The sequence below is a fragment of the Pseudooceanicola aquaeponti genome, assembly GCF_050897975.1.
Lineage (GTDB): Bacteria > Pseudomonadota > Alphaproteobacteria > Rhodobacterales > Rhodobacteraceae > Pseudooceanicola.
In genome coordinates this window covers 561915-580928 of record NZ_JBPAXY010000003.1, presented here as the reverse complement: position 1 = coordinate 580928, position 19014 = coordinate 561915, and the positions used below count along the sequence as shown (strand labels likewise).

Annotated in this window: 19 protein-coding genes; 6 read left to right on the top strand and 13 right to left on the bottom strand. The window is 66.6% G+C overall.

Features of this window, described 5'->3' with window-relative positions; translation table 11 throughout:
* Positions 1-19: 19 nt before the first annotated feature.
* Together ACRARE_RS09450 and ACRARE_RS09445 are read right to left on the bottom strand one after the other, a co-directional pair.
* The gene (locus tag ACRARE_RS09450; RefSeq protein ID WP_432656179.1) at positions 20-367 is read right to left on the bottom strand and encodes a hypothetical protein; all 348 of its coding nucleotides are present in this window, start codon (positions 365-367) and stop codon (positions 20-22) included.
* Between the two features lie 98 nt (positions 368-465).
* Positions 466-2187 (bottom strand): extracellular solute-binding protein, encoded by a 1722-nt coding sequence (locus ACRARE_RS09445; RefSeq protein ID WP_432656178.1) that lies wholly within the window; start codon positions 2185-2187, stop codon positions 466-468.
* Between the two features lie 569 nt (positions 2188-2756).
* On the opposite strand from ACRARE_RS09445, the gene ACRARE_RS09440 reads away from it, so the two are divergent.
* Entirely contained in the window at positions 2757-3530 is a 774-nt protein-coding gene (locus ACRARE_RS09440; RefSeq protein ID WP_432656177.1) for a 3-hydroxybutyrate dehydrogenase, read from the top strand.
* Between the two features lie 80 nt (positions 3531-3610).
* A complete protein-coding gene (locus ACRARE_RS09435) occupies positions 3611-4657 on the top strand; it encodes a patatin-like phospholipase family protein (protein ID WP_432656176.1) in 1047 nt (348 codons plus the stop codon).
* 13 nt (positions 4658-4670) lie between these two features.
* On the opposite strand, the gene ACRARE_RS09430 is transcribed toward ACRARE_RS09435, so the two are convergent.
* The gene (locus ACRARE_RS09430; RefSeq protein ID WP_432656175.1) at positions 4671-5357 is read right to left on the bottom strand and encodes a DUF502 domain-containing protein; all 687 of its coding nucleotides are present in this window, start codon (positions 5355-5357) and stop codon (positions 4671-4673) included.
* A 215-nt stretch (positions 5358-5572) separates the two neighbouring features.
* Complete coding sequence (locus tag ACRARE_RS09425; RefSeq protein WP_432656174.1) at positions 5573-6478, bottom strand: PfkB family carbohydrate kinase; 906 nt, start codon at positions 6476-6478, stop codon at positions 5573-5575.
* Between the two features lie 208 nt (positions 6479-6686).
* On the opposite strand from ACRARE_RS09425, the gene ACRARE_RS09420 reads away from it, so the two are divergent.
* From ACRARE_RS09420 to ACRARE_RS09405, 4 genes are all read left to right on the top strand, one after another.
* Positions 6687-7466 carry a HupE/UreJ family protein gene (locus ACRARE_RS09420; RefSeq protein WP_432656173.1) on the top strand — a complete coding sequence of 260 codons (780 nt, stop codon included), beginning with the start codon at positions 6687-6689 and terminating at the stop codon, positions 7464-7466.
* Positions 7467-7688: 222 nt separating this feature from the next.
* Positions 7689-8465, top strand: coding sequence for a 30S ribosomal protein S2 (gene rpsB / locus ACRARE_RS09415; RefSeq protein WP_432656172.1), 777 nt, complete (start codon positions 7689-7691; stop codon positions 8463-8465).
* Between the two features lie 78 nt (positions 8466-8543).
* The gene (tsf, locus tag ACRARE_RS09410; protein ID WP_432656171.1) at positions 8544-9419 is read left to right on the top strand and encodes a translation elongation factor Ts; all 876 of its coding nucleotides are present in this window, start codon (positions 8544-8546) and stop codon (positions 9417-9419) included.
* 216 nt (positions 9420-9635) lie between these two features.
* Positions 9636-10901, top strand: coding sequence for an MFS transporter (locus ACRARE_RS09405; RefSeq protein ID WP_432656170.1), 1266 nt, complete (start codon positions 9636-9638; stop codon positions 10899-10901).
* 368 nt (positions 10902-11269) lie between these two features.
* Here ACRARE_RS09405 and ACRARE_RS09400 read toward each other — a convergent pair whose 3' ends face one another.
* The 9 genes from ACRARE_RS09400 to ACRARE_RS09360 all read right to left on the bottom strand — a co-directional run bounded on the left by ACRARE_RS09400 (position 11270) and on the right by ACRARE_RS09360 (position 18971).
* Entirely contained in the window at positions 11270-12025 is a 756-nt protein-coding gene (locus tag ACRARE_RS09400) for a LuxR family transcriptional regulator (protein ID WP_432656169.1), read from the bottom strand.
* A gap of 696 nt (positions 12026-12721) precedes the next feature.
* A complete protein-coding gene (locus ACRARE_RS09395) occupies positions 12722-13147 on the bottom strand; it encodes a hypothetical protein (protein WP_432656168.1) in 426 nt (141 codons plus the stop codon).
* Positions 13147-13533 (bottom strand): response regulator, encoded by a 387-nt coding sequence (locus ACRARE_RS09390; RefSeq protein WP_432656167.1) that lies wholly within the window; start codon positions 13531-13533, stop codon positions 13147-13149. The genes ACRARE_RS09395 and ACRARE_RS09390 overlap by 1 nt, the downstream gene beginning before the upstream one ends.
* 19 nt (positions 13534-13552) lie before the next feature.
* Positions 13553-14413: a CheR family methyltransferase gene (locus ACRARE_RS09385; RefSeq protein WP_432656166.1), complete on the bottom strand. Its 861-nt coding sequence runs from the start codon at positions 14411-14413 to the stop codon at positions 13553-13555.
* Positions 14410-14868 (bottom strand): chemotaxis protein CheW, encoded by a 459-nt coding sequence (locus ACRARE_RS09380; RefSeq protein ID WP_432656165.1) that lies wholly within the window; start codon positions 14866-14868, stop codon positions 14410-14412. Before ACRARE_RS09380 ends, ACRARE_RS09385 begins: the two co-directional genes overlap by 4 nt.
* On the bottom strand, positions 14861-17062 hold the full coding sequence (locus tag ACRARE_RS09375; RefSeq protein WP_432656164.1) for a chemotaxis protein CheA: 2202 nt from the start codon (positions 17060-17062) through the stop codon (positions 14861-14863). Before ACRARE_RS09375 ends, ACRARE_RS09380 begins: the two co-directional genes overlap by 8 nt.
* 14 nt (positions 17063-17076) lie before the next feature.
* Positions 17077-17442 (bottom strand): response regulator, encoded by a 366-nt coding sequence (locus tag ACRARE_RS09370; RefSeq protein ID WP_432656163.1) that lies wholly within the window; start codon positions 17440-17442, stop codon positions 17077-17079.
* On the bottom strand, positions 17439-17714 hold the full coding sequence (locus tag ACRARE_RS09365; protein WP_432656162.1) for an STAS domain-containing protein: 276 nt from the start codon (positions 17712-17714) through the stop codon (positions 17439-17441). Before ACRARE_RS09365 ends, ACRARE_RS09370 begins: the two co-directional genes overlap by 4 nt.
* 297 nt (positions 17715-18011) lie before the next feature.
* Positions 18012-18971, bottom strand: coding sequence for a methyltetrahydrofolate cobalamin methyltransferase (locus tag ACRARE_RS09360; RefSeq protein WP_432656161.1), 960 nt, complete (start codon positions 18969-18971; stop codon positions 18012-18014).
* Positions 18972-19014: the final 43 nt, after the last annotated feature.

The following is a 19014-nucleotide window of genomic DNA, read 5'->3' as shown; positions in this document are numbered from 1 at the left end:
CCCCAGATCCCCCAGGCCCTCAGCCGGTGCGCCCGATGGGCGTCTCGGCCTGCCCGTCATCGCCAAACGCCGCGTCATCGTCCGAGGGATCTTCGCCCTCGGGGATATAGCGGGCCGAGGCGCTGATCGCCTCCATGTCCTCGCTCTCGTCCATGCGGACATCGGCGGGCATGGCGCCCTCGCGCCAGCTGGCGATCTCGTCCTGAAGGTCGTTGTAGTCCCGTCCCGTGGCCTGGGCCAGATAGGCCGCCAGCGCGTCGCGAGAGCCATCGAGGGCCAGCAGGTCCTCTTCCTCGGCCTCGGGCCATTGGTCCATCACGGCGGGCACATAGGCGGTCCAGTTGCGGGCGATGTCGGGCCATTGCATGGGGGCACTCCTTTTGTCGTCTGTCACAAGCAAAACGCCGGGCGATGGCCCGGCGTTCCGTTGTGGTCTGAAAGGTGTCGTCTGTATGGGGCAGGCGATCAGCCCTCGGGATCCATCCACCAGACCTCGGGCAGCCAGTAGACGCCGTCACCGTAGATCGGGATCTCCTCGGGGTATTTCAGCGCCGCGTCATGGGCCACGCGGCCCTTGTCGAACATGAAGATCGGGATCACGTAGCGCCCCGTGGTCAGGATCCGGTCCAGGGCGCGCACGGCGGCGGTGAAATCCTCGGAGCTGCGCGAGGCCAGCATCGCCTCGACCATGGCGTCGATCGCCGGGTTCTTCACCCCCATCAGGTTGCGCGACCCGGGCTGGTCGGCGGTGTCGCCGCCCCAGTAGATGCGCTGGTCATTGCCCGGCGACAGCGAGAACTGTCGGCGGATGTCGGTCATGTCGAAATCGAAGGTCTCGATCCGCATCGTATATTGCGCATTGTCCACCGTGGTCACCGTGGTCTGCACGCCCAGACGTTCCAGCGCGTCGCGGTAGATGTCGATGATCGCCTCGTTCTGCTGATCGCCCTGGCGCAGCAGGATCTCGAAGGCCAGCGGGTCGCCCGCCGCATTGCGCCGCAGCCCGTCGTCGCCGGTGACCCAACCGGCCTGATCCAGCAGCTCGGCGGCGGTGCGGATATTGGCGCGGTTACGGGCCGAGCCGTCGCCGGCGGGCAGGGCGTAGCCCTCCAGCGCGCCGGGGGCCAGGCGGTCGGCGAAGGGCGCCAGCAGTTCGCGCACGCGGCCCTCGGCCGGGCCCTCGCGCATCCCCAGCTGGGAATGCGAGAAATACGAGGTGATGCGGGGCTGTTTGCCCCCGGTGATCGTCTCGTTGATATATTCGAAGTTGAAGGCGTGGATCATCGCGTCGCGCACGCGGATGTCGTCAAAGGGCGCGCGGCGGGTGTTCATCACGAAGCCGGTAATGCCCGAGGGCCGCTCCGAGGGGATTTCGGATTTCACGATCTCGCCAGAGCGCACGGCGGGGAAATCGTAATCGCGATCCCATTTCTCGGCGTTGAATTCCCGCACGAAGGAAATCTCGCCCGCCTTGAAGGCCTCGAACAGGGCCGCCTGATCGCCGAAGAATTCAATGCGGATCTCGTCGAAATTGGCCACGCCCTGGCGGATCGGCAGGTCATTGCCCCAATAGTCGGGATTGCGTTTCAGCACCACGTTTCGGCCCGCGTCGAAACTGTCGATCACGTAGGGAGAGGAGCCCACGGGCACCACGTCGAGGCCCGACTGGGTGAAATCCAGACCCTCCCACTGGGCCTTCTTCAGCACCGGCCAAAGGCCGATCACCAGCGCCTGTTCGCGGTCGTCGCCGCCGAAGGTGAAGCGGACCGAGCGCGGGCCGGTCTGCTCCATCTTCTCGATGGCTTGCCACAGCCCGAGGTATCGGGCGTTGCCGATGGTGCCCAGGGTCTCGTAGGTCCACATGACATCCTCGACCGTCACCGGCGCGCCGTCCGAGAATTTTGCCTCGGGGCGCAGGGTGAATTCCACCCAGCTGCGATTCGGGTCCGTTTCCACCGATTCGGCCAGCAGCCCGTAAAGGGTGAAGGGTTCGTCCTGGGTGCGGTACATCAGGCTTTCATGGGTCATGAAACGCAATTGCCAGGGCACGCTGCCGCGAATGATGAAGGGATTAAGGCTATCGAAACCGCCGGTATTGCCGGTGACGAAAACCCCGCCCTCGGGGGCCTCGGGATTGGCATAGGGCAGGTGGGTGAAGTCGGCCGGAAGCGCCGGATCGCCGTACATGGCAAGGCCATGAGAGGGCTCTGCCCGGGCGGGAATCGCCGCCGCGGCGCAGAGAATCGCCCCCGAGACAAGGCGTCTGACAAGCGGTCCCGCTTGCGCGATCCGGCCTCGGGTATGCGATGGTGAGAGGGGTTTCATTTTGCGACTGCTCCCTGGAAACCTTGTTTTCTTGGTCTTCACGGTAACCGCGGACCTTCGCCTTTTCAAACTTTTAGCTTTCATGACGGCGCCGGATTGCTTATAAAGAAGCCACTGCTCGATAGGTTTCTTGCCTGTATGAAACCTGCCTCAATAACTGAACGCCGGCCTTGCGCCGGCGTTTTTTTCTGCCCGATCCCTGGCTGTGTCACGGGGGCAGAGATCCGGCGGGCAGAGCCCCATATCCCCTCGAAAACGCACCAAGGCCGCTGACCTGGCAGGTCCGCTTGTCGCGTCCCTTCAGGAATTCTCACGTTAGCGCGCGGGCCGGGCGCCTTTCCCTCGCTTTTTGCATCCGCAGCATTATTGTCAGCGGCGACGGGCGGCCCCGGATGAACCCCGGCTGGCCCCGGCTCAAGAAGGAGAGACCAATGAGTGTGAGCGGCAAGACGGCGATCGTGACCGGGTCGAACAGCGGCATCGGCCTTGGCGTGGCCGAGGAACTGGCGAAGGCGGGGGCCAAGGTGGTCCTGAACTCCTTCACCGACCGCGACGAGGATCACAAGCTGGCCGAGGAGCTGGCGGCGAAATACGGCACCGAGGTGCGCTATATCGCGGCTGACATGTCCAAGGGCGACGATTGCCGCGCCCTGGTCGAAAAGGCCGGCGGCTGCGACATCCTGGTGAACAACGCGGGCATCCAGCACGTCTCGGCGATCGAGGATTTCCCGACCGCGAAATGGGATGCGATCATCGCCATCAATCTCTCCAGCTCGTTCCACACCATTGCCGCCGCCCTGCCGGGGATGCGCGAAAAGGGCTGGGGCCGGGTGGTCAACATCGCCTCGGCCCATGGGCTGACCGCCAGCCCCTACAAATCGGCCTATGTGGCGGCCAAGCACGGCATCGTCGGGCTGACCAAGACCGTGGCGCTGGAAACCGCCGAGGATCCGATCACCTGCAACGCCATCTGCCCGGGCTATGTGCTGACCCCGCTGGTCGAGGCACAGATCCCCGACACGATGAAGAAATACGACATGTCGCGCGAGGATGTGGTGCGCAACGTGCTGCTGGAACGCCAGCCGTCGAAAGAGTTCGCCACCACCGAACAGGTGGGCGGCACGGTGGCCTTCCTCTGTTCGCCCGCCGCCGAGCAGATCACCGGCACCACGATCAGCATCGACGGTGGCTGGACCGCCCTTTAAGACCCCGACCAAGGCCCCGCAGTCGCGGGGCCTTCGCCTTTCTCCCCCGCAGTTTTCCCCTGGCAAAACCGAGGCGACCCATGGCCCCCAAGAAACGTATCAACCTGGCCCTCCAGGGCGGCGGCGCCCATGGCGCCTTTACCTGGGGCGTGCTGGATCGCCTGCTGGAGGATGAAGACCTTGAGATCTGCGGCATCTCGGGCACCTCGGCGGGGGCGATGAACGGCGCCGCACTGAAGGCGGGCTGGGCCAAGGGCGGGCGTGAGGGCGCGCGCGAGGAATTGAACTGGTTCTGGGCCCAGATGGGCGCGGTCGAGGAACAGGGGTTCTGGCCCTGGTTCCTGGCCGGGCTGCCCTTGCCCGGCACGCGCGAGATCGGCATGGCGGTGGAATATTCCGTGGCGGGGCAGGTGGCCGACATGCTGTCGCTGATGTCCACCCCCTATGCCCTGGGCCCCTTCTACCGCAACCCGCTGCGCCCGGTGGTCGAACGATTCGATTTCGACGCCGTCTGCGGCTGCGAGGGCCCCGAGCTGTATATCTCTGCCACCAAGGTGCGCGACGGCAAGATCCGCGTCTTCGAGGGCGACGAGGTGACGGCGGATGCCATCCTGGCCTCGGCCTGCCTGCCCACGGTCTTTACCGCGATCGAGTTCTTCGACGCCCAGTCGGGCCGGGAAGAGGCCTTTTGGGATGGCGGCTATTCCGGCAATCCGGCGCTGTTTCCCCTGTTCAAGTCACACCTGCCGGGCGACGTGCTGATCGTGGCGCTGAACCCGCTGGAACGCGACGAGCTGCCGATGTTGCCCAACCAGATCCAGAACCGGATCAACGAGATCAGCTTCAACTCGTCCCTGCTGCGCGAGCTGCGCGCGGTCGAATTCGTGCAGCGCCTCTTGGCTGAGGGCAAGGTCTCGACCGCCGAGAAGAAAGAGGTGCTGGTGCATCTGATCGCCGAGGACAGCGTCATGCAGGACCTGTCGGTGGTGACGAAGATGTTCCCCAATGGCTATGTGCTGGCCTCGCTGAAGGCGGCCGGGCGCGCGGCGGCGGACCGCTTTCTGGACGAAAGCCGCGACGCGCTGAACACGCGGTCTACCGTGGATCTGAAAGAGATGTTCGGCTGAGGCGCCCGGGCCCTCAGCCCTTGGGCGGCTTGGTGGGATCGACGCCGTTGGGATAGACCAGCCCGGCCGAGATCACCAGTTTCGCCGCATCCTCGATGGTCATGTCCAGCTTGATCACGTCTTCCTCGGGGAAGAACAGCAGGAAACCCGAGGTCGGGTTGGGCGTGGTCGGCACGAAGACCGACAGCAGCTGCGAGCCGGTCTCGGCGCGCCGGGCCACCTCGCCGCGGGCCTCGGTCGAGACAAAGCCGATGGCCCAGATCCCCTTGCGCGGGTACTGCACCAGGCAGGCCTCTTCGAAACTGCGTTCGGACTGGGCAAAGACCGTCTCGGCGATCTGCTTTGCGCCGGAATAGATCGAGCGCACAAAGGGCATCCGGTCGACAAAGCTTTCGCCATAGCGGATCAGCGACCGCCCGATCAGCCCCTTGGCGATCCAGCCGATCAGGATCGTGAAGATCAGGAAGAAGATGATCCCCACGCCGCGCAGGTTGATGCCGATATATTGCTCGGGCTGGAAGCGTTCGGGCACCAGCGGCAGGACGAAGCCGTCGACCCAGCCCAGCAGGGACCACAGAAGCCAGATCGTCAGCGCGACCGGCAGGATGACCACGATCCCCGTCAGGAAGGACGAGCGCAGCCGGGCCAGCAGGCCGGGGCGCGGGGTGTGGGTCGGGATCTCGGACAGGGGGTCGTTCATGGGGCGCCGCGCGAAAGAGGGTTCGGTTCAGGAAGTTAGGCACGAACGGGGCAGGCCGCAATGGGCCAGCCCGGATTCAATCGTGCAAAAGCGAGACAGCCCGGCACCTGCGGGGCCTGCGCCCAGAGCGCGGGCAGCTGGACCTGCGGGTCTTCGGGCGGGCCGGGGCGGTGCGGGGCCGCGCGGGGGTGCGGCCCGGACCCGTCGTGACAGGCTCACAGGGCAGTTTCGCCCGAGACATAGCGCGCCGCGGCCCGCAGGGCCCGGTCCAGCGCCTGGGCCCGGTCGCAGCCCTCGGCCTCGGCCACGATATGGGCGGCCATGAAGGTGTCGCCCGCGCCTGTCACCCGGGTGACCAGCACCTCGGGCGGGCAGCCGGTGACCAGGCCCTCGGGGCTGCCGTCGCAGGCGGGTTTGTCGCCATTGGTCACCAGAACCCGCGCCGCGCCGCGCTCGATCAGCCCGGCGGCGGCGGACTCGGCGCTGTCGAACTCGCGCTGGCACAGCAGCCCGGCCTCTTCGAGGTTGACGTAAAGCAGGGCGCGGCCATGGGCCAGGAAGGGGCGCAGCCGCTCGGCCTTGCCGGGCGAGGCGGGGGCCACCCGCAGGTCGGCGCGGGCAAAGGCGGGGGCGGCGGCGATCTCTTCCAGCAGGGTTTGGGTCAGGTTGCCATCCAGCGCCACCAGCCCGGCAAAGGGCGCCGCCTCGCTGGCCAGGCGTCCGTCGCTGAGCGGGCGCAGGATCTTGGCGCCCGCCTGTTCCAGGGAATGGGCATCGGCGATGGCGGCGATCAGCCCGTTGGCCCCTTCGACCGCCATGTAGCGGTCGGTCGGCAGATCCTCCGAGCGGTAGACATGGGCGGTTTCCATCCCCAGGTCATGGCAGGCGCGGACCAGCTCGTCGCCCTCGGGGTCCTGGCCGATGGCGGTCAGCAGCACCGGGCGCATCCCGAAGCGCGCCAGGGTCATGGCGATATTCATCGCCACGCCGCCGGGCAGGCGGGTGATGCGGCCCGGCACGTCCGAGCCCTGGCGCATATGCGAGGCGGAACGGCCGATCACGTCCCACAGGACGGAACCGATGCAAAGGATTTCGGGCAGGGGGTGTGGCTGTCGTGTCATCAGGTCTTGTCGCCGCGAACGGGCGCGGGCGCAAGACTTTGCGCAGCCCGGGCCGCTGCAAATCCCACCCGTCGCCCGCAGGCTGGGCGGTCGGGCGGGGCCGCTACGGATGCGTAGGTGATTTGGGTTCCTTTCAGGGGCGCCGGGGCTATGCTGTGCCTCCGTTTCGACGGGCGGACGGGGAGGTCCGGGGGGAGGGAGACAAGACATGGCGGGACAGAGCCGGGCGGCGGCGCTGAAAGGCGGGCGCGGGGTCCATGGGCAGACAGCAGGACAGCAGGCAACAAGGGGGCAGGCGCCGCCTGCGCGGCGCAGCGGGATTTGGGGGGCGGCGCTGGCGTTGGTGCTGTGCGCCCCGGCGGGCATGGCCCGCGCGGCGGCGACGGCAGAGCCCCTGGCCGCAGGGGACCCGGGGACGCTGTCGGCGGCGATGACCTTTCTGACCTCGATCCCGGCAGGTGCCGGGTTGATCCTGGCCCAGGGGGCGGCGCTGTTGTGCTGTCTGCTGGCCATCGCGGCGCTCAGCCTGCGCGGTGATCGCCAGGCCTGGCAGGTGGCCGGGTTCGCGGCGGTGCATAACGCGGTGCTGTGGCTGGCGCTTCTGCCAGAGCCGGGGGCGCTGGCGGGCTGGGTGGGGCCGGTGGCGCTGGCCCTGGCGACCCTGGCGGTGGCCCTGTCCAACATGCTGCGCCCGGGCCTGGATCTGTGGCGGGCCCTGCTTCTGGGCGTCGTGGGCGCGGTGCAGGGGCTGGGGCTGGCGCAAACTGCCACCGCTGCCGGGCTGCCTTCTGCCCCCCATCCGGTGGCGGCCCTTGCCGGGCTCAGCCTGGGGCTTATGCTGGCCGAGGCGCTGGTGCTGATGCTGCTGTACCTCGGGCTGGGCCATTGGGTGACACGCCGCCCCGTGCTCTTGCGCGAGGCGCGGCTGCGGGCCTCTGCCCTGGTGATGGTGCTGGCCCTGATCGGCCTGTCGCGCCAGCTGATCTGACCGGCGCGCGCCCCGGCGGGCAACCGGCACCCAAGGGCTACGCCGCCTCTCGCAGCGGACCCTTGCAAAGCGGGCTTGCGCCGCCGGAACTTTGCCTTTAAGGAAGCGCCACTCAATCCCGCAGGCGGGGTCGGGCCCATGGGGGAGACATCCCCATGCGTCCACCGGTTGACCAGATGGTCTCACACCCCCGCCAAGGCGCAAACCGGAAAGGAAAACGGCATGGCTCTTCCCGAGTTCTCCATGCGTCAGCTGCTGGAAGCTGGCGTTCACTTTGGCCACCAGACGCAGCGCTGGAACCCCCGCATGGGCGAGTTCATCTACGGCGCCCGCAACGGCATCCACATTCTCGACCTGACGCAGACCGTCCCGATGCTGGACGCGGCGCTGAACGCGATCCGCGAAACCGTCGCCAAGGGCGGCCGCGTTCTGTTCGTCGGCACCAAGCGCCAGGCCGCCGGCCCCGTCGCCGAAGCCGCCGAGAAATGCGCGCAGTACTACATGAACCACCGCTGGCTGGGTGGCACGCTGACCAACTGGAAAACCGTTTCCCAGTCGATCAACCGTCTGCGTGAAATCGACGAGAAAATGGAATCGGGCGCCGAAGGCCTGACCAAGAAAGAGCGTCTGCACATGGAACGCGAGCAGACCAAACTGCAAGCGTCCCTGGGCGGCATCCGCGAAATGGGCGGCGTGCCCGACCTGCTCTTCGTCATCGACGTCAAGAAAGAGCAGCTGGCCATCGCCGAAGCCAAGAAACTGGGGATCCCGGTTGTGGCCGTCGTCGACACCAACTGCTCGCCCGAGGGTGTGGATTACATCATCCCCGGCAACGATGACGCGGCCCGCGCCATCTCTCTGTACTGCGACCTGGCCTCGCGCGCAGCCCTGGACGGCATGACCGCCCAGCTGGGCGCCGCCGGTGTGGACGTTGGCGAATTCGTCGAGGGCCTCGAAGAGGAAGCCCTAGCAGAAGCCGCGGCCGAAGCCGAGGCGTAAGCCCGTCGTTACAGAACTGTCACCGGCTGCGTGTTACGCGCAGCCGGACCCTATTTCAGACCGTAAGGAGATCTCCCGATGGCGATCACTGCTGCACAGGTTAAAGAACTGCGCGAGATGACCGGCGCAGGCATGATGGATGCCAAAAAGGCGCTGACCGAAACCGACGGCGACATGGAAGCGGCCATTGACTGGCTGCGCACCAAGGGCCTGGCCAAGGCCGCGAAGAAATCCGGCCGGACCGCCGCCGAGGGCCTGGTGGCCGTCGAAGTGTCCGGCACCACCGGCGTGGCCGTCGAGGTGAACGCCGAGACCGACTTCGTCGCCAAGAACGCCGAGTTCCAGGAAATGGTTGGCGGTATCGCCAAGGCCGCCCTGGGCGTGGCCGACGTCGAGGCGCTGGCCTCGGCCGATATGGGCGGCAAGCCCGTCTCGGACGTGATCACCGACAAGATCGCCAAGATCGGCGAAAACATGACCCTGCGCCGCATGGCGAAGATCGAGGGTGACGTCGTGGCGGCCTATGTCCACAACGCCGCTGCCCCCGGCCTGGGTCAGATCGGTGTGCTGGTTGCGATGAAAGGCGGCGACGAAGCCTTTGGTAAGCAGGTTGCGATGCACATCGCCGCCGTGAACCCCGCCGCCCTGAACGAAGCCGAGCTGGACCCGGCCGTGGTCGAGAAAGAGCGTCAGGTTCAGATCGACATCGCCAAGGAATCCGGCAAGCCCGACGCCGTCATCGAGAAGATGATCGTGGGCCGCATGAAGAAGTTCCTGGCCGAAGTGACCCTGCTGGGCCAGCCCTTCGTGGTGAACCCCGACGTCACCGTCGAGGAAGCTGCCAAGGAAGCCGGCGCCGAGATCACCGGTTTCATCCGCCTGCAAGTGGGTGAAGGCATCGAGAAGGCCGAAGAGGACTTCGCCGCCGAGGTGGCCAAGGTCGCCAAGGGCTGATCGCCTGGTGGTCCCCATCCGGCCTCGCGCCGAATGCGACAGAACACGGAAAGGGTCGGGATTTTCCCGGCCCTTTTTCATGCGCCCCGCTGTCGGGGCAGGGGCATCTGTGCAAGGCCTTGGCAGGCAACATAGTTATCCGCTTGTACTGAACCGGGCTTGAGGGTCTAGCTTGGCACCGGGCAGCAGGGCACGGGCAGGCAGAAGGAACCGGGGATGCAGCAGGACAGGCAGACCAGCGCCTTTTGGCGCTTCCTGGCGGCGGGCGGGCTGACCAACCTGGGCGACGGGGTGGCGACCCTGGTCTGGACCTGGCTGGCCACCCGGCTGACTCGCGATCCCTTCCTGATCTCGCTGATGCCCGTGGCGCTGCGGCTGCCCTGGTTCCTCTTTGCCATTCCCGCCGGGCTGGTCACCGACCGGGTCAGCCGCAAGGCGCTGGTGCTGGCCATGGATCTGGCCCGCGCCCTGGCCTTTGCGGTGGCGGCCCTGGTGCTGTGGCAGGCCCTGCCGCTGGCCCCGCCCCCGGACGAGGGGGTGTCGGCGCCGGGGCTGTTCCTTGCCCTGGCCGCCTGCGCGGTGGTCATCGGCGTGGCCGAGGTGTTCCGCGATACCGCCGCTCAGACCCTGTTGCCCTCGCTGGTCGACCGCACCCGGCTGGAGGCCGCCAATGCGCGGTTCGCCACGGTCGAGATCCTGGGCAATACCCTGGCGGGCCCGGCGCTTGGCGCCTTCCTGATCGCCGCCTTCCTGCCCTTGCCCTTCGTGCTGAACGCCGCCGCCTATCTGCTGGCGGCGGGGCTGGTGGCCGGGCTGGTGGTGCAGCAGCGCGCCACGCGCGGGGCCCGGCGCCACTGGCGGCAGGAGTTCACCGAGGCCTCGGGCTTCCTTCTGGCCCAGCCGACCCTGCGGATGCTGGCGATCTTCACCGGGGTTTTCAACGGCTTGCACCAGATGGTCGTGGTCGGTCTGGTGCTGTTCGCGCAAGAGGTTCTGGGCCTGGGTGCGCGGGCCTATGGCCTGGCCCTGTCGGCGGGGGCGGGCGGCGGGTTGCTGGCCGGGCTGATCGCCGCGCCGCTGATCGCCCGGGTCGGCGGGGCGCGGCTGGCGCAGATGTCCTCGGCGCTGATCGTGCTGGCCTATCTGGCGATTCCCCTGACCGGGGGCGCGGTCGGGCTGGCCCTCTGTCTGGCGGGGTTTTCCTTTCTGGGTCTGCTGTGGGACACCGTGTCGATCTCCTACCGCCAGCGCGCGGTGCCCGACGAGATGCGCGGACGGGTCAATTCCCTCTACCGCATGGCCTCCTGGGGGATGATGCCCGTGGGGCTGCTGGTCTCGGGCCTGCTGGTGGATCTGGGGGCGGACATCCTGCCGCGCGCCCAGGCGCTGATGCTGCCCTTCGTCTTCGCCGGGGTGGGGGTGGCGGTGATGACCGCCCTGGCCTGGCGCGGCATCGGTCGCGGCTTCTCTGCGGCGCCCTGATCCAGGGGTCCGAAAGGCGCGCAAAGACAGAGAGGCGGTGCCGATCGGGACAGCGACCGGCACCGCGAATTGGCAGGTGCTCGTCAAAGGGGATGGCACGAGATCCCCGCCAGAATGCCGGATGGGAGGGCGGATCAATACGCCCCCCAACCGGCTCCGGTTTCCCGGCCAACCCGCAGGGCCCTGGAATTACAGGGATGCGGGTCGGATGCTCCATGGCTCAAAGCCACCACTCACGGAACATCTCGAGAATGCGATTTTTACCAACCAATCGGAAGTAAGGGAAACCTTACCTATTCCCAGAGACTTAGCTGAATCGGGTTAAAAGGCTGGTTTTCCATACCTTTGCCGGAAGATGCCAAGCGGCGTCAAGCGTCCAGGATAAACATCTGATTAAGGAATGCGGCCTTCAACACCGCCTGGGCGGTGGTTTCCACGTTCAGATTCTCGCGCGCCAGGCGCAGATGCTTTTCCACCGTGGCGGTGGTCAGGCCCATCAACAGGGCGATATCCTGCGTGGTTTTGCCGTCGCCGACCCATTGCAGGGCCTCGCGCTGGCGCCGGGTCAGCTCTCGCGCCGGGCCGGAATAGGGCAGGGTCAGGATCTTCAGGTGGGCGACATTGTTGATGATCACGATATCGCGACCATGTTCGGCCCAGACCGCGTCCACCTCATCCTGGCTCATGTCCGGGCGGGCAGTCAGGGCGATGGCGCCCTTGGTGCGCGGCGAGATGCTCTTGAAAGAGATCGAATAGCCCGCGGTGACCCCCATCGAGCGGTTGAACTCGATCACCTTGCGCTCGCTTTCTGTCAGGGTGCCCGAGGCGGTCATCTCGCCCAGGATCCGCCAGGAACAGGCGCCTTCGTTGTCCAGCGCCCAGCGGACCATCGGGGCGTGGAAATACAGGCCCTTGCCCAGGAAGGCGTCGCGATAGGCGGCAGAATGGTTGGTCAGGATGACGAAATCCTCGGGGTCGCCCAGTGAGGTTGCGGTGCGGTAGCGGGTGAAGCCGTAAAGCAGCCGGTCGAACCCATAGTCTGCCATGCGCCGACAATGCAGATCCCACAGCGCCTCGATCGAAGGCGCGTTGGTCAGCTGTTCCAAATATTCGCGGCGCATCATTCTGGTTGTCCCCCCCCGGTAGACATGGCCCTGAACTGCGGATTGCCGGGCCCGAGGGGGCGGCAAGGGCCCCGTCCAGCACGGCAACACCCAGCGGGTGTAGCCCGACTGACGCGGGTTTGTCGAGGATGCGTTCTGTTTCCGGGCCCGCTGTTTCAGGCCTTTGCGCAGATGTTTACGCCCCGGGGCCCCTGGCGCGCCACGGGAGGCACGGGCCGGTCGCCCTCGCGCCCAGGCGTCGGGGCCGTCTTGCGCCATAGCCGGTGACCGGTGTCTGGTCGGTCGCTATCTGGCAGAGGTGTCCTCTACGGGCCCGAGCTACAAACGCGCGAAGGGCCCCGCGGCCATCTTGTGGCTTGCGCCCGCCATTGAGGCGTGTTGCCGTTGCCGTTGCCGTTGCCGTTGCCGTTGCCGTTGCCGTTGCCGTTGCCGTTGCCGTTGCCGTTGCCGTTGCCGTTGCTATTGGCTTGGCGGCTTTGACGGCTACCAAGCGGGGCGGCGACCCGCCGTCGGCCCCCGGCCCAAGACTGCTGCGCGCGCCACAGCGCGATGCGGTGCGACGGAGGCGGAGGTCTGTTGTGTGTGCCCTGGCCCGGTCCGGGCGCTGTTGAGCCTGCCACAGTTCGGCGTGACAGGGCGAGGTGCCCGGGGCGGTCCTCACCACCGGGGCCTGACCTCACCACAGAGGGCCAACCCTCACCACAGGTCGAGATCGCCTGCGCCATGGCTGGGCGGCGCCTCCTCGGTCTGGGTGCCGCTGCGGGATTTCGATGCCTTTAGGATCGGCGTGATCGACTCGTTCATATCCACCGTGTCCCGCAAGGCGGCATGGGTCAGCCGGTGCCCTTCGACCCAGTCTAGCGCCGGGCCGAAACGCAGCAAAATCCCTTCAATGTCCTTCAGCGACTGGCGCATGTAGTCGATCCGCTGAAGCGTCAGGAAGGCATCCTCGCTCAGCGGTTTGCAGGTGCACAAGGCCGCCGACAGGGCCTCTTCCAGACCCGTGGTCAGCCCCCGCAGCCCCGCAACCTGTCCCGCCAGGATCTCGGCCAGTTCCGGGGCGTCGATGTCGATATGCAGACCGGTGGCCTCCTCCGGGGGGCTTGGCGACTCCGGTTGCATCAGAGACGCCCAACGACTGCCTCGATACAGGCCCGCAGATCATTGGGTTCGAAGGGCTTCTTCAGGAAGTTGTTCATCCCCAGCTGCTTGCCCTTGTCGATGATCGCCTTGTCCGCCTTGCCGGTGATCAGGATGAAGCCGACCCCCTTGGTCTTGGCCCCGCCGCGCAGATGTTGCAGCAGTTGCAGCCCGTCCATGCCCGGCATGTTGAAGTCCGAGATCACCAGATGCACCGGTTTCGTCTCGAGCGTCTTCAATGCCGAGGGCCCGTCAGAGGTGCTGGCGACATTGGTGATGCCGAAAGCATCCAGCGCCTGGGTGATAAGCCCGCGGCTGGTCGACATATCGTCCACAACCATGATTCTGATCTGATCTCGCAGCGCCATTCAAGCATTCCTTCCCGGCTTAGCGTGTCGCGGAGGCGGCCGCCCGGTAGGCCGTCATCCCGTTGGGTTCAAAAAGGCTCATGGCCGAATCCGAAATGCGTTCGGAATGGCCAAGGAAGATCCACCCGCCCGGATCCAGCCGCTGACGGAAGCGCGGCCAAAGGGAGGCCTGGGTGGGCGCATCGAAATAGATCACCACGTTGCGGCAGAAGATGACGTCGAACTGGCCCTTCATCGGCCAGTCGCGCAGCAGGTTCAGCTCGCGAAAGCGCACGATACGCCGGATCTGATCGCTGACCCGGTATTGGCCGGCGGCGCTCTCCTTCACCAGGTAGCTGCTGCGCATCTCGCTGGGGATGCCGCTGACCTGCTGGTCGGAATAGGTCGCCGCCTGGGCCTTCTCCAGGATGGCCGGGTCGATATCGGTCCCCAGGATCAACAGGTCGTGGCTGAACAGGTCGGGGGCCGCATGGTGCAGGCACATCGAGATCGAATAGGGTTCCTGCCCCGAGGAGCAACCCGCCGACCAGATCCGGATCCGCTGCCCATTGCGGGCCTTTTGTTGCAGCACCGGTAGCACCTTGTCGCGCAGGATGTCGAAGTGATGCGACTCCCGGAAGAAATGCGAGACATTGGTGGTCAGCGCCGAGATCATCTGGCGCCGCTCTTCGTCGCCCGCGGCAGAGGCCACGAAGCGGCAATAGCTTTCGTAATCCGGCTGGCCGGTGGCCATCAGCCGCTTGCGCAGGCGCGATTGCACCATGGTCATCTTGCCTTCCGGCAGGACCAGCCCGGCCTCTTTCTTGGCCATTTCGGCGATGGCGGCGAAGGACTTGCTGTCCATCGCCAGCGCCGCAGTATCGGAGGCGCCGCGCGTCATGCGACCTCGTCACTGGAAACCGGCACGACGGCGCGCAGATCCAGAACGCGGATCATGCGGTCGTCGATGACGGTGAGAGAGCGGACAACGGACATATGCGGATCCGACGAGATATCCGGCGGCGGTTGCAAGTCATCCTCGGTGATGGCGACGATGTCCGACACCGCATCCACCAGCAGCCCGGTCAGGGTGCCGTTCAGGTTGACCACGATGATCACGTTACGATCATTGGTTTCCTGGCTGGGCAGGTTCAGCCGTCGCGCCAGGTCCATCACCGGCAGGACCGTCCCGCGCAGGTTGATCACGCCGCGCATGTAGTCGGGGGCATGGGGCATCGGCGTCGTGCGGGTCCAGCCGCGGATCTCGCGTACCGACATGATGTCCAGCGAATATTCCTGATCCGCGACCCGGAAGGTCAGCAGTTCCAGGTCGTTGTTTTGGCCCTGTTCACTCATTGACGATCATCCTTTCCGAAAGCATGAGATCGGCACCGCGCATATGCCCCATCCCGGCAATCACATCCGCCGGGTCGAGGATCAGCGCGATCTGTCCATCCCCCAGGATCGTTGCCGCGGCGATGCCGGGGGCACGGTAGAAACTGTCGTCCAGACCCTTGATCACCACCTGGCGCTGGTCTTGGATGCCGTCGATCACCAGGGCGGCGCGGGTGCTGTCCTCCAGCACGATCAACAGCACGATGGCCCCTTCGCCGGTCTTGCGCTGATGGCGGTAACCCAGCATGACCCCCAGATCGTAAAGCGGCACGAAGCCGCCGCGCACCCGCACCACGTAATGGCCGGGGCGCAGCATCTGCACGTCGTCGGGGCCCAGCGACAGGGTTTCCACCACCACGTTCAGCGGCAGCACCAGCGTCTCGCCCGCGACATTGACCACCATCCCGTCCAGCACCGCCAGGGTCAGCGGCAGGCTGATCGAGAAGGTCGTGCCCTTGCCCGGTTCCGAGGTGATCGAGATCCGTCCCCCCAGCCCCTGGATCGCGGTTTTCACCACATCCATGCCCACGCCGCGCCCCGAAAGGTTCGACACGGTCTTGGCGGTCGAGAAGCCGGGCAGGAACAGCAGGTTGTCGATCTCGCTGTCGGTCAGCTGCGTCTCGGGCGGGATCAGCCCCTTGTTGACGGCGATCTCCTGCACGCGTTTTCGGTTGATCCCGGCGCCGTCATCGGCCACCTCGATGATCACCCGGCCCGAGCGGTGGGCGGCGGTCAGGGTCACCGTTCCGGCCCGGGATTTGCCCGCGCTTTCGCGGTCGGCGGCGCTTTCCAACCCGTGGTCCACGGCGTTACGGATCATATGGGTCAGCGGATCGGAGAGGCGTTCGATGACCGTCTTGTCGACCTCGGTGCCTTCGCCTTCGGTGACCAGGCGCACGTCCTTGTCGACCGCCGCCGAGGCCTCGCGCACGATGCGCGACATGCGCTGGAACAGCGACTTCACCGGCTGGGCGCGGATCATCATCACGCTGTCCTGGATGTCGCGGGTCAGGCGTTGGAATTCCTCCAACCCGTTCATCGCGTCGGAATGGGGCGACAGGCCGGCCTCGTCCAGGCTTTGGCTTAGCATGGCCTGATTGATCACCAGCTCGCCCACCAGATTGACCAGCCGTTCGATGCGTTCCAGATCGACCCGCACCACGGATTTGGCCGCCGCCTGTCCGCCCTTGCGCGGCTCGCCGCCGTCCTTCGCCGCCTCCTTGTCGCCGGGCTTGCGCGGCGGGGCCGGGGGGCCGGCTGCGGCAGGCGTGGCCTGCTCGGGCGGGGCGGAGGGCGTCTCGTCGCCCTCTGCCTCCTCCGCCTCGTCGGCGGGCGCCTCTTCGGCTTCGGGGGCGTCTTCGTCCTCTTCCGTCTCGGAGGCAGCTGTGCCGCCCTCGGCGGTGATCTCGATCTCGCACAGTCCATCGACGAATTCGAAGATATCGCGGATCTCGGGCTCTGCCGCCTCGGTCTCAAGCGCGATATGCCATTCGATATAGGGCGTCTCGGGCGCCAGATCCTCCAGCGGGGGCAGCTCGGCCAGGTTGCAGGTGACCGAGGAGGTGCCCAGGTCACAGAGATTGCGCAGCAGCATCAAGGGCTCGTTGCCGGTGGCGAAAAGCTCTTGCTCGGGCTTGAAGCGGATCAGATAGCGGTTGGCCGTGGGCGCGTCGAGGTCGGGCAGGTCCAGCGACAGGCTCAGCCCCATGGGCTGGAAATCCTCCGGTTCCACCTCTTCGGCGCCGCCCTCGTCGCCCAGCAGGGCATCCAGCCGGGTCAAAAGCTCTTCGCTGGTTTCCTCGGGGATGGGGGTCTCGTCCCGGCAGGCGCGCACCAGGTCCGACAGGTGGTCGGCGGCCAGGAAGAACAGCTTCATCGCGTCGCTGTCGGGATGCAGGCTGCCGTTGCGCACCTCGTCCAGAACGGTCTCGTAGCGGTGGGCAAAGCGCACCAGCGCCTCCAGCCCGAAGGCCCCGGCGCCGCCCTTGATCGAATGGACAGCGCGGAAGACGACGTTGATCGTCTCGGAATCGCCTTCGCCGTCTTCGGCTTCGTCCATCTCTTGCAGGCCATCCTGCAAGGCCTCCAGCAGCTCTTCACATTCGATGAAGAAGGAGGCGCGGATTTCCGCCATCGGGTCGTTCTGATCGGACATAGCTGGCCCTCCTCTTATCCGGCGACCATTTGAAGGGCCTTGACGAGTTTCGCGGGGTCGAAGGGTTTGACGATCCAGCCCGTGGCCCCGGCCTCTCTGGCGCGCATCTTCAGCTCGGGCGCGCTTTCGGTGGTCAGCACTAGGATCGGCGTCGCGCGGTGTTCGTCCTGTTCGCGAACGGCGTCGATGAAGCCGAAGCCATCCATCCGCGGCATGTTGATGTCGGTGATGATGGCGTCGGGGCCCAGCCCCGCCAGCACCTCGATCCCGTGCACACCGTCTTCGGCAAGGTGCACGTCGATCCCGGCGGGCATCAGCGCCATGCGGATCATGTCCCGCATCGTGCGGCTGTCATCCACCGCGAGGACTTTCATGGTCATCCGCGCCCCTCCGCCAGGCTTTCGGGCGAGAACCCCATCTGCGCCAGCTGTTCGATCACCTTGTCGCTGACATTGGTCAACGACAGCGCGTGCCCCTTGGCCCGCAGCGAGGTGGCCGCCGACAGCAGCACCTGAAGGCACAGGGCGCCGACCTGGGTGACCTGGGCGCCGTCAAGGACCACATCCCCGTCCAGCCGCGCGCGCAGTTCCTCCGCCAGCGGGGCGGCGGCGGGCAGATCCAGTTTCGGTTGCAGGACCAGCGGCTCAGTCATGGCCACCTGCCGCGGGTCACAAGGCGGAGCGTTTCCATGCCGTTCTCCCATCGTTCCATTGCGTCACGATGGTGATAGGGCTGGCCCCGTTAAGACGAAGTTACGCGGTGCTGGCTTTGCCGCGCTTTTTCCGGGCCCGGCCGCGATTGCGGCGGCTGGTGCAGGAAGAAGTCGCTGAAAAATAGACTTAAATGAAAAGCCCCGCCCGGAGGGAACCGGTGCGGGGCAGGGCGCGAGGGGCACGCGCCCGGGCGCGGAGGGAGCGCGCCGGAGGGGCCTCGAAGCGGGGTGTGGGGGTCAGCCCCGGCGACGTCGGCGGGCGCCCCGGCCGGAACCGGCACTGGCGCTGGCCTGGGCGGCCTCGGCGAAGGTTGCCCCCTCGGCCACCGCATCGACGACGCGCGAAAACCGGATCCACTCGCCGCCGTTCGGGTCGGCATTCATCAGCAGGTTGGCGGCCTTCACCGCCTCCATCTCGACCTGGCGCACCGGGTTCATGATCGCCGAGGTCATGCCCGAGGCAATGGCCATGGGCAGGAAGGCGGCGTTGACCCCGTGGCGATGCGGCAGGCCGAAAGAGATGTTGGAGGCGCCGCAGGTGGTGTTCACCCCCAGCTCGTCGCGCAGCTTGCGGACCAGCTCGAACACCTGGCGCCCGGCGGTGGCCATGGCGCCCACGGGCATGACCAGCGGATCGACCACGATGTCATGGGCCGGGATGCCGTAATCGGCGGCGCGTTCGACGATCTTCTTGGCGACGGCAAAGCGCACCTCGGGATCCTCGGAAATGCCGGTATCGTCGTTCGAGATCGCCACCACCGGCACGTTGTATTTCTTGATCAGCGGCAGCACCAGTTCGAGCCGGTCCTCTTCGCCGGTGACCGAGTTCACCAGCGGGCGGCCCTTGGCGGCGGCCAGACCGGCCTCCAGCGCGGCGGGGACCGAACTGTCGATGCACAGCGGCACATCGACCAGCCCCTGCACCAGGGTGACGATGTCGCGCATCAGCGGCGGTTCGGTCTCGTTCGGGTTGGGGTTCGAGTTGTAGACCACGCCCGCGTTGATATCGAGCACCGCCGCGCCGCAGGCGACCTGTTCCAGCGCGTCCTTCTCGACGGTCGAGAAATCGCCCGCCTCCAGCTCGGCCGCCAGTTTCTTGCGGCCCGTGGGGTTGATGCGCTCTCCGATCACGCAGAAGGGCTCGTCAAAGCCGATGGTGACCGTCTTGGTGGCCGATTCCAGTGTCGTGCGGGTCATGAGATCCCCCTTTGAAAAGCACGCGAGAACACGTCTGTCTTGG

What these genes read in the sequence shown, in the direction of transcription:
- ACRARE_RS09450 (WP_432656179.1), bottom strand. Translation starts at nt 367, where the DNA reads ATGCAATGGCCCGACATCGCCCGCAACTGGACCGCCTATGTGCCCGCC.
- ACRARE_RS09445 (WP_432656178.1), bottom strand. Translation starts at nt 2,187, where the DNA reads ATGTACGGCGATCCGGCGCTTCCGGCCGACTTCACCCACCTGCCCTAT.
- ACRARE_RS09440 (WP_432656177.1), top strand. Translation starts at nt 2,757, where the DNA reads ATGAGTGTGAGCGGCAAGACGGCGATCGTGACCGGGTCGAACAGCGGC.
- ACRARE_RS09435 (WP_432656176.1), top strand. Translation starts at nt 3,611, where the DNA reads ATGGCCCCCAAGAAACGTATCAACCTGGCCCTCCAGGGCGGCGGCGCC.
- ACRARE_RS09430 (WP_432656175.1), bottom strand. Translation starts at nt 5,357, where the DNA reads ATGAACGACCCCCTGTCCGAGATCCCGACCCACACCCCGCGCCCCGGC.
- ACRARE_RS09425 (WP_432656174.1), bottom strand. Translation starts at nt 6,478, where the DNA reads ATGACACGACAGCCACACCCCCTGCCCGAAATCCTTTGCATCGGTTCC.
- ACRARE_RS09420 (WP_432656173.1), top strand. Translation starts at nt 6,687, where the DNA reads ATGGCGGGACAGAGCCGGGCGGCGGCGCTGAAAGGCGGGCGCGGGGTC.
- rpsB (WP_432656172.1), top strand. Translation starts at nt 7,689, where the DNA reads ATGGCTCTTCCCGAGTTCTCCATGCGTCAGCTGCTGGAAGCTGGCGTT.
- tsf (WP_432656171.1), top strand. Translation starts at nt 8,544, where the DNA reads ATGGCGATCACTGCTGCACAGGTTAAAGAACTGCGCGAGATGACCGGC.
- ACRARE_RS09405 (WP_432656170.1), top strand. Translation starts at nt 9,636, where the DNA reads ATGCAGCAGGACAGGCAGACCAGCGCCTTTTGGCGCTTCCTGGCGGCG.
- ACRARE_RS09400 (WP_432656169.1), bottom strand. Translation starts at nt 12,025, where the DNA reads ATGATGCGCCGCGAATATTTGGAACAGCTGACCAACGCGCCTTCGATC.
- ACRARE_RS09395 (WP_432656168.1), bottom strand. Translation starts at nt 13,147, where the DNA reads ATGCAACCGGAGTCGCCAAGCCCCCCGGAGGAGGCCACCGGTCTGCAT.
- ACRARE_RS09390 (WP_432656167.1), bottom strand. Translation starts at nt 13,533, where the DNA reads ATGGCGCTGCGAGATCAGATCAGAATCATGGTTGTGGACGATATGTCG.
- ACRARE_RS09385 (WP_432656166.1), bottom strand. Translation starts at nt 14,413, where the DNA reads ATGACGCGCGGCGCCTCCGATACTGCGGCGCTGGCGATGGACAGCAAG.
- ACRARE_RS09380 (WP_432656165.1), bottom strand. Translation starts at nt 14,868, where the DNA reads ATGAGTGAACAGGGCCAAAACAACGACCTGGAACTGCTGACCTTCCGG.
- ACRARE_RS09375 (WP_432656164.1), bottom strand. Translation starts at nt 17,062, where the DNA reads ATGTCCGATCAGAACGACCCGATGGCGGAAATCCGCGCCTCCTTCTTC.
- ACRARE_RS09370 (WP_432656163.1), bottom strand. Translation starts at nt 17,442, where the DNA reads ATGACCATGAAAGTCCTCGCGGTGGATGACAGCCGCACGATGCGGGAC.
- ACRARE_RS09365 (WP_432656162.1), bottom strand. Translation starts at nt 17,714, where the DNA reads ATGACTGAGCCGCTGGTCCTGCAACCGAAACTGGATCTGCCCGCCGCC.
- ACRARE_RS09360 (WP_432656161.1), bottom strand. Translation starts at nt 18,971, where the DNA reads ATGACCCGCACGACACTGGAATCGGCCACCAAGACGGTCACCATCGGC.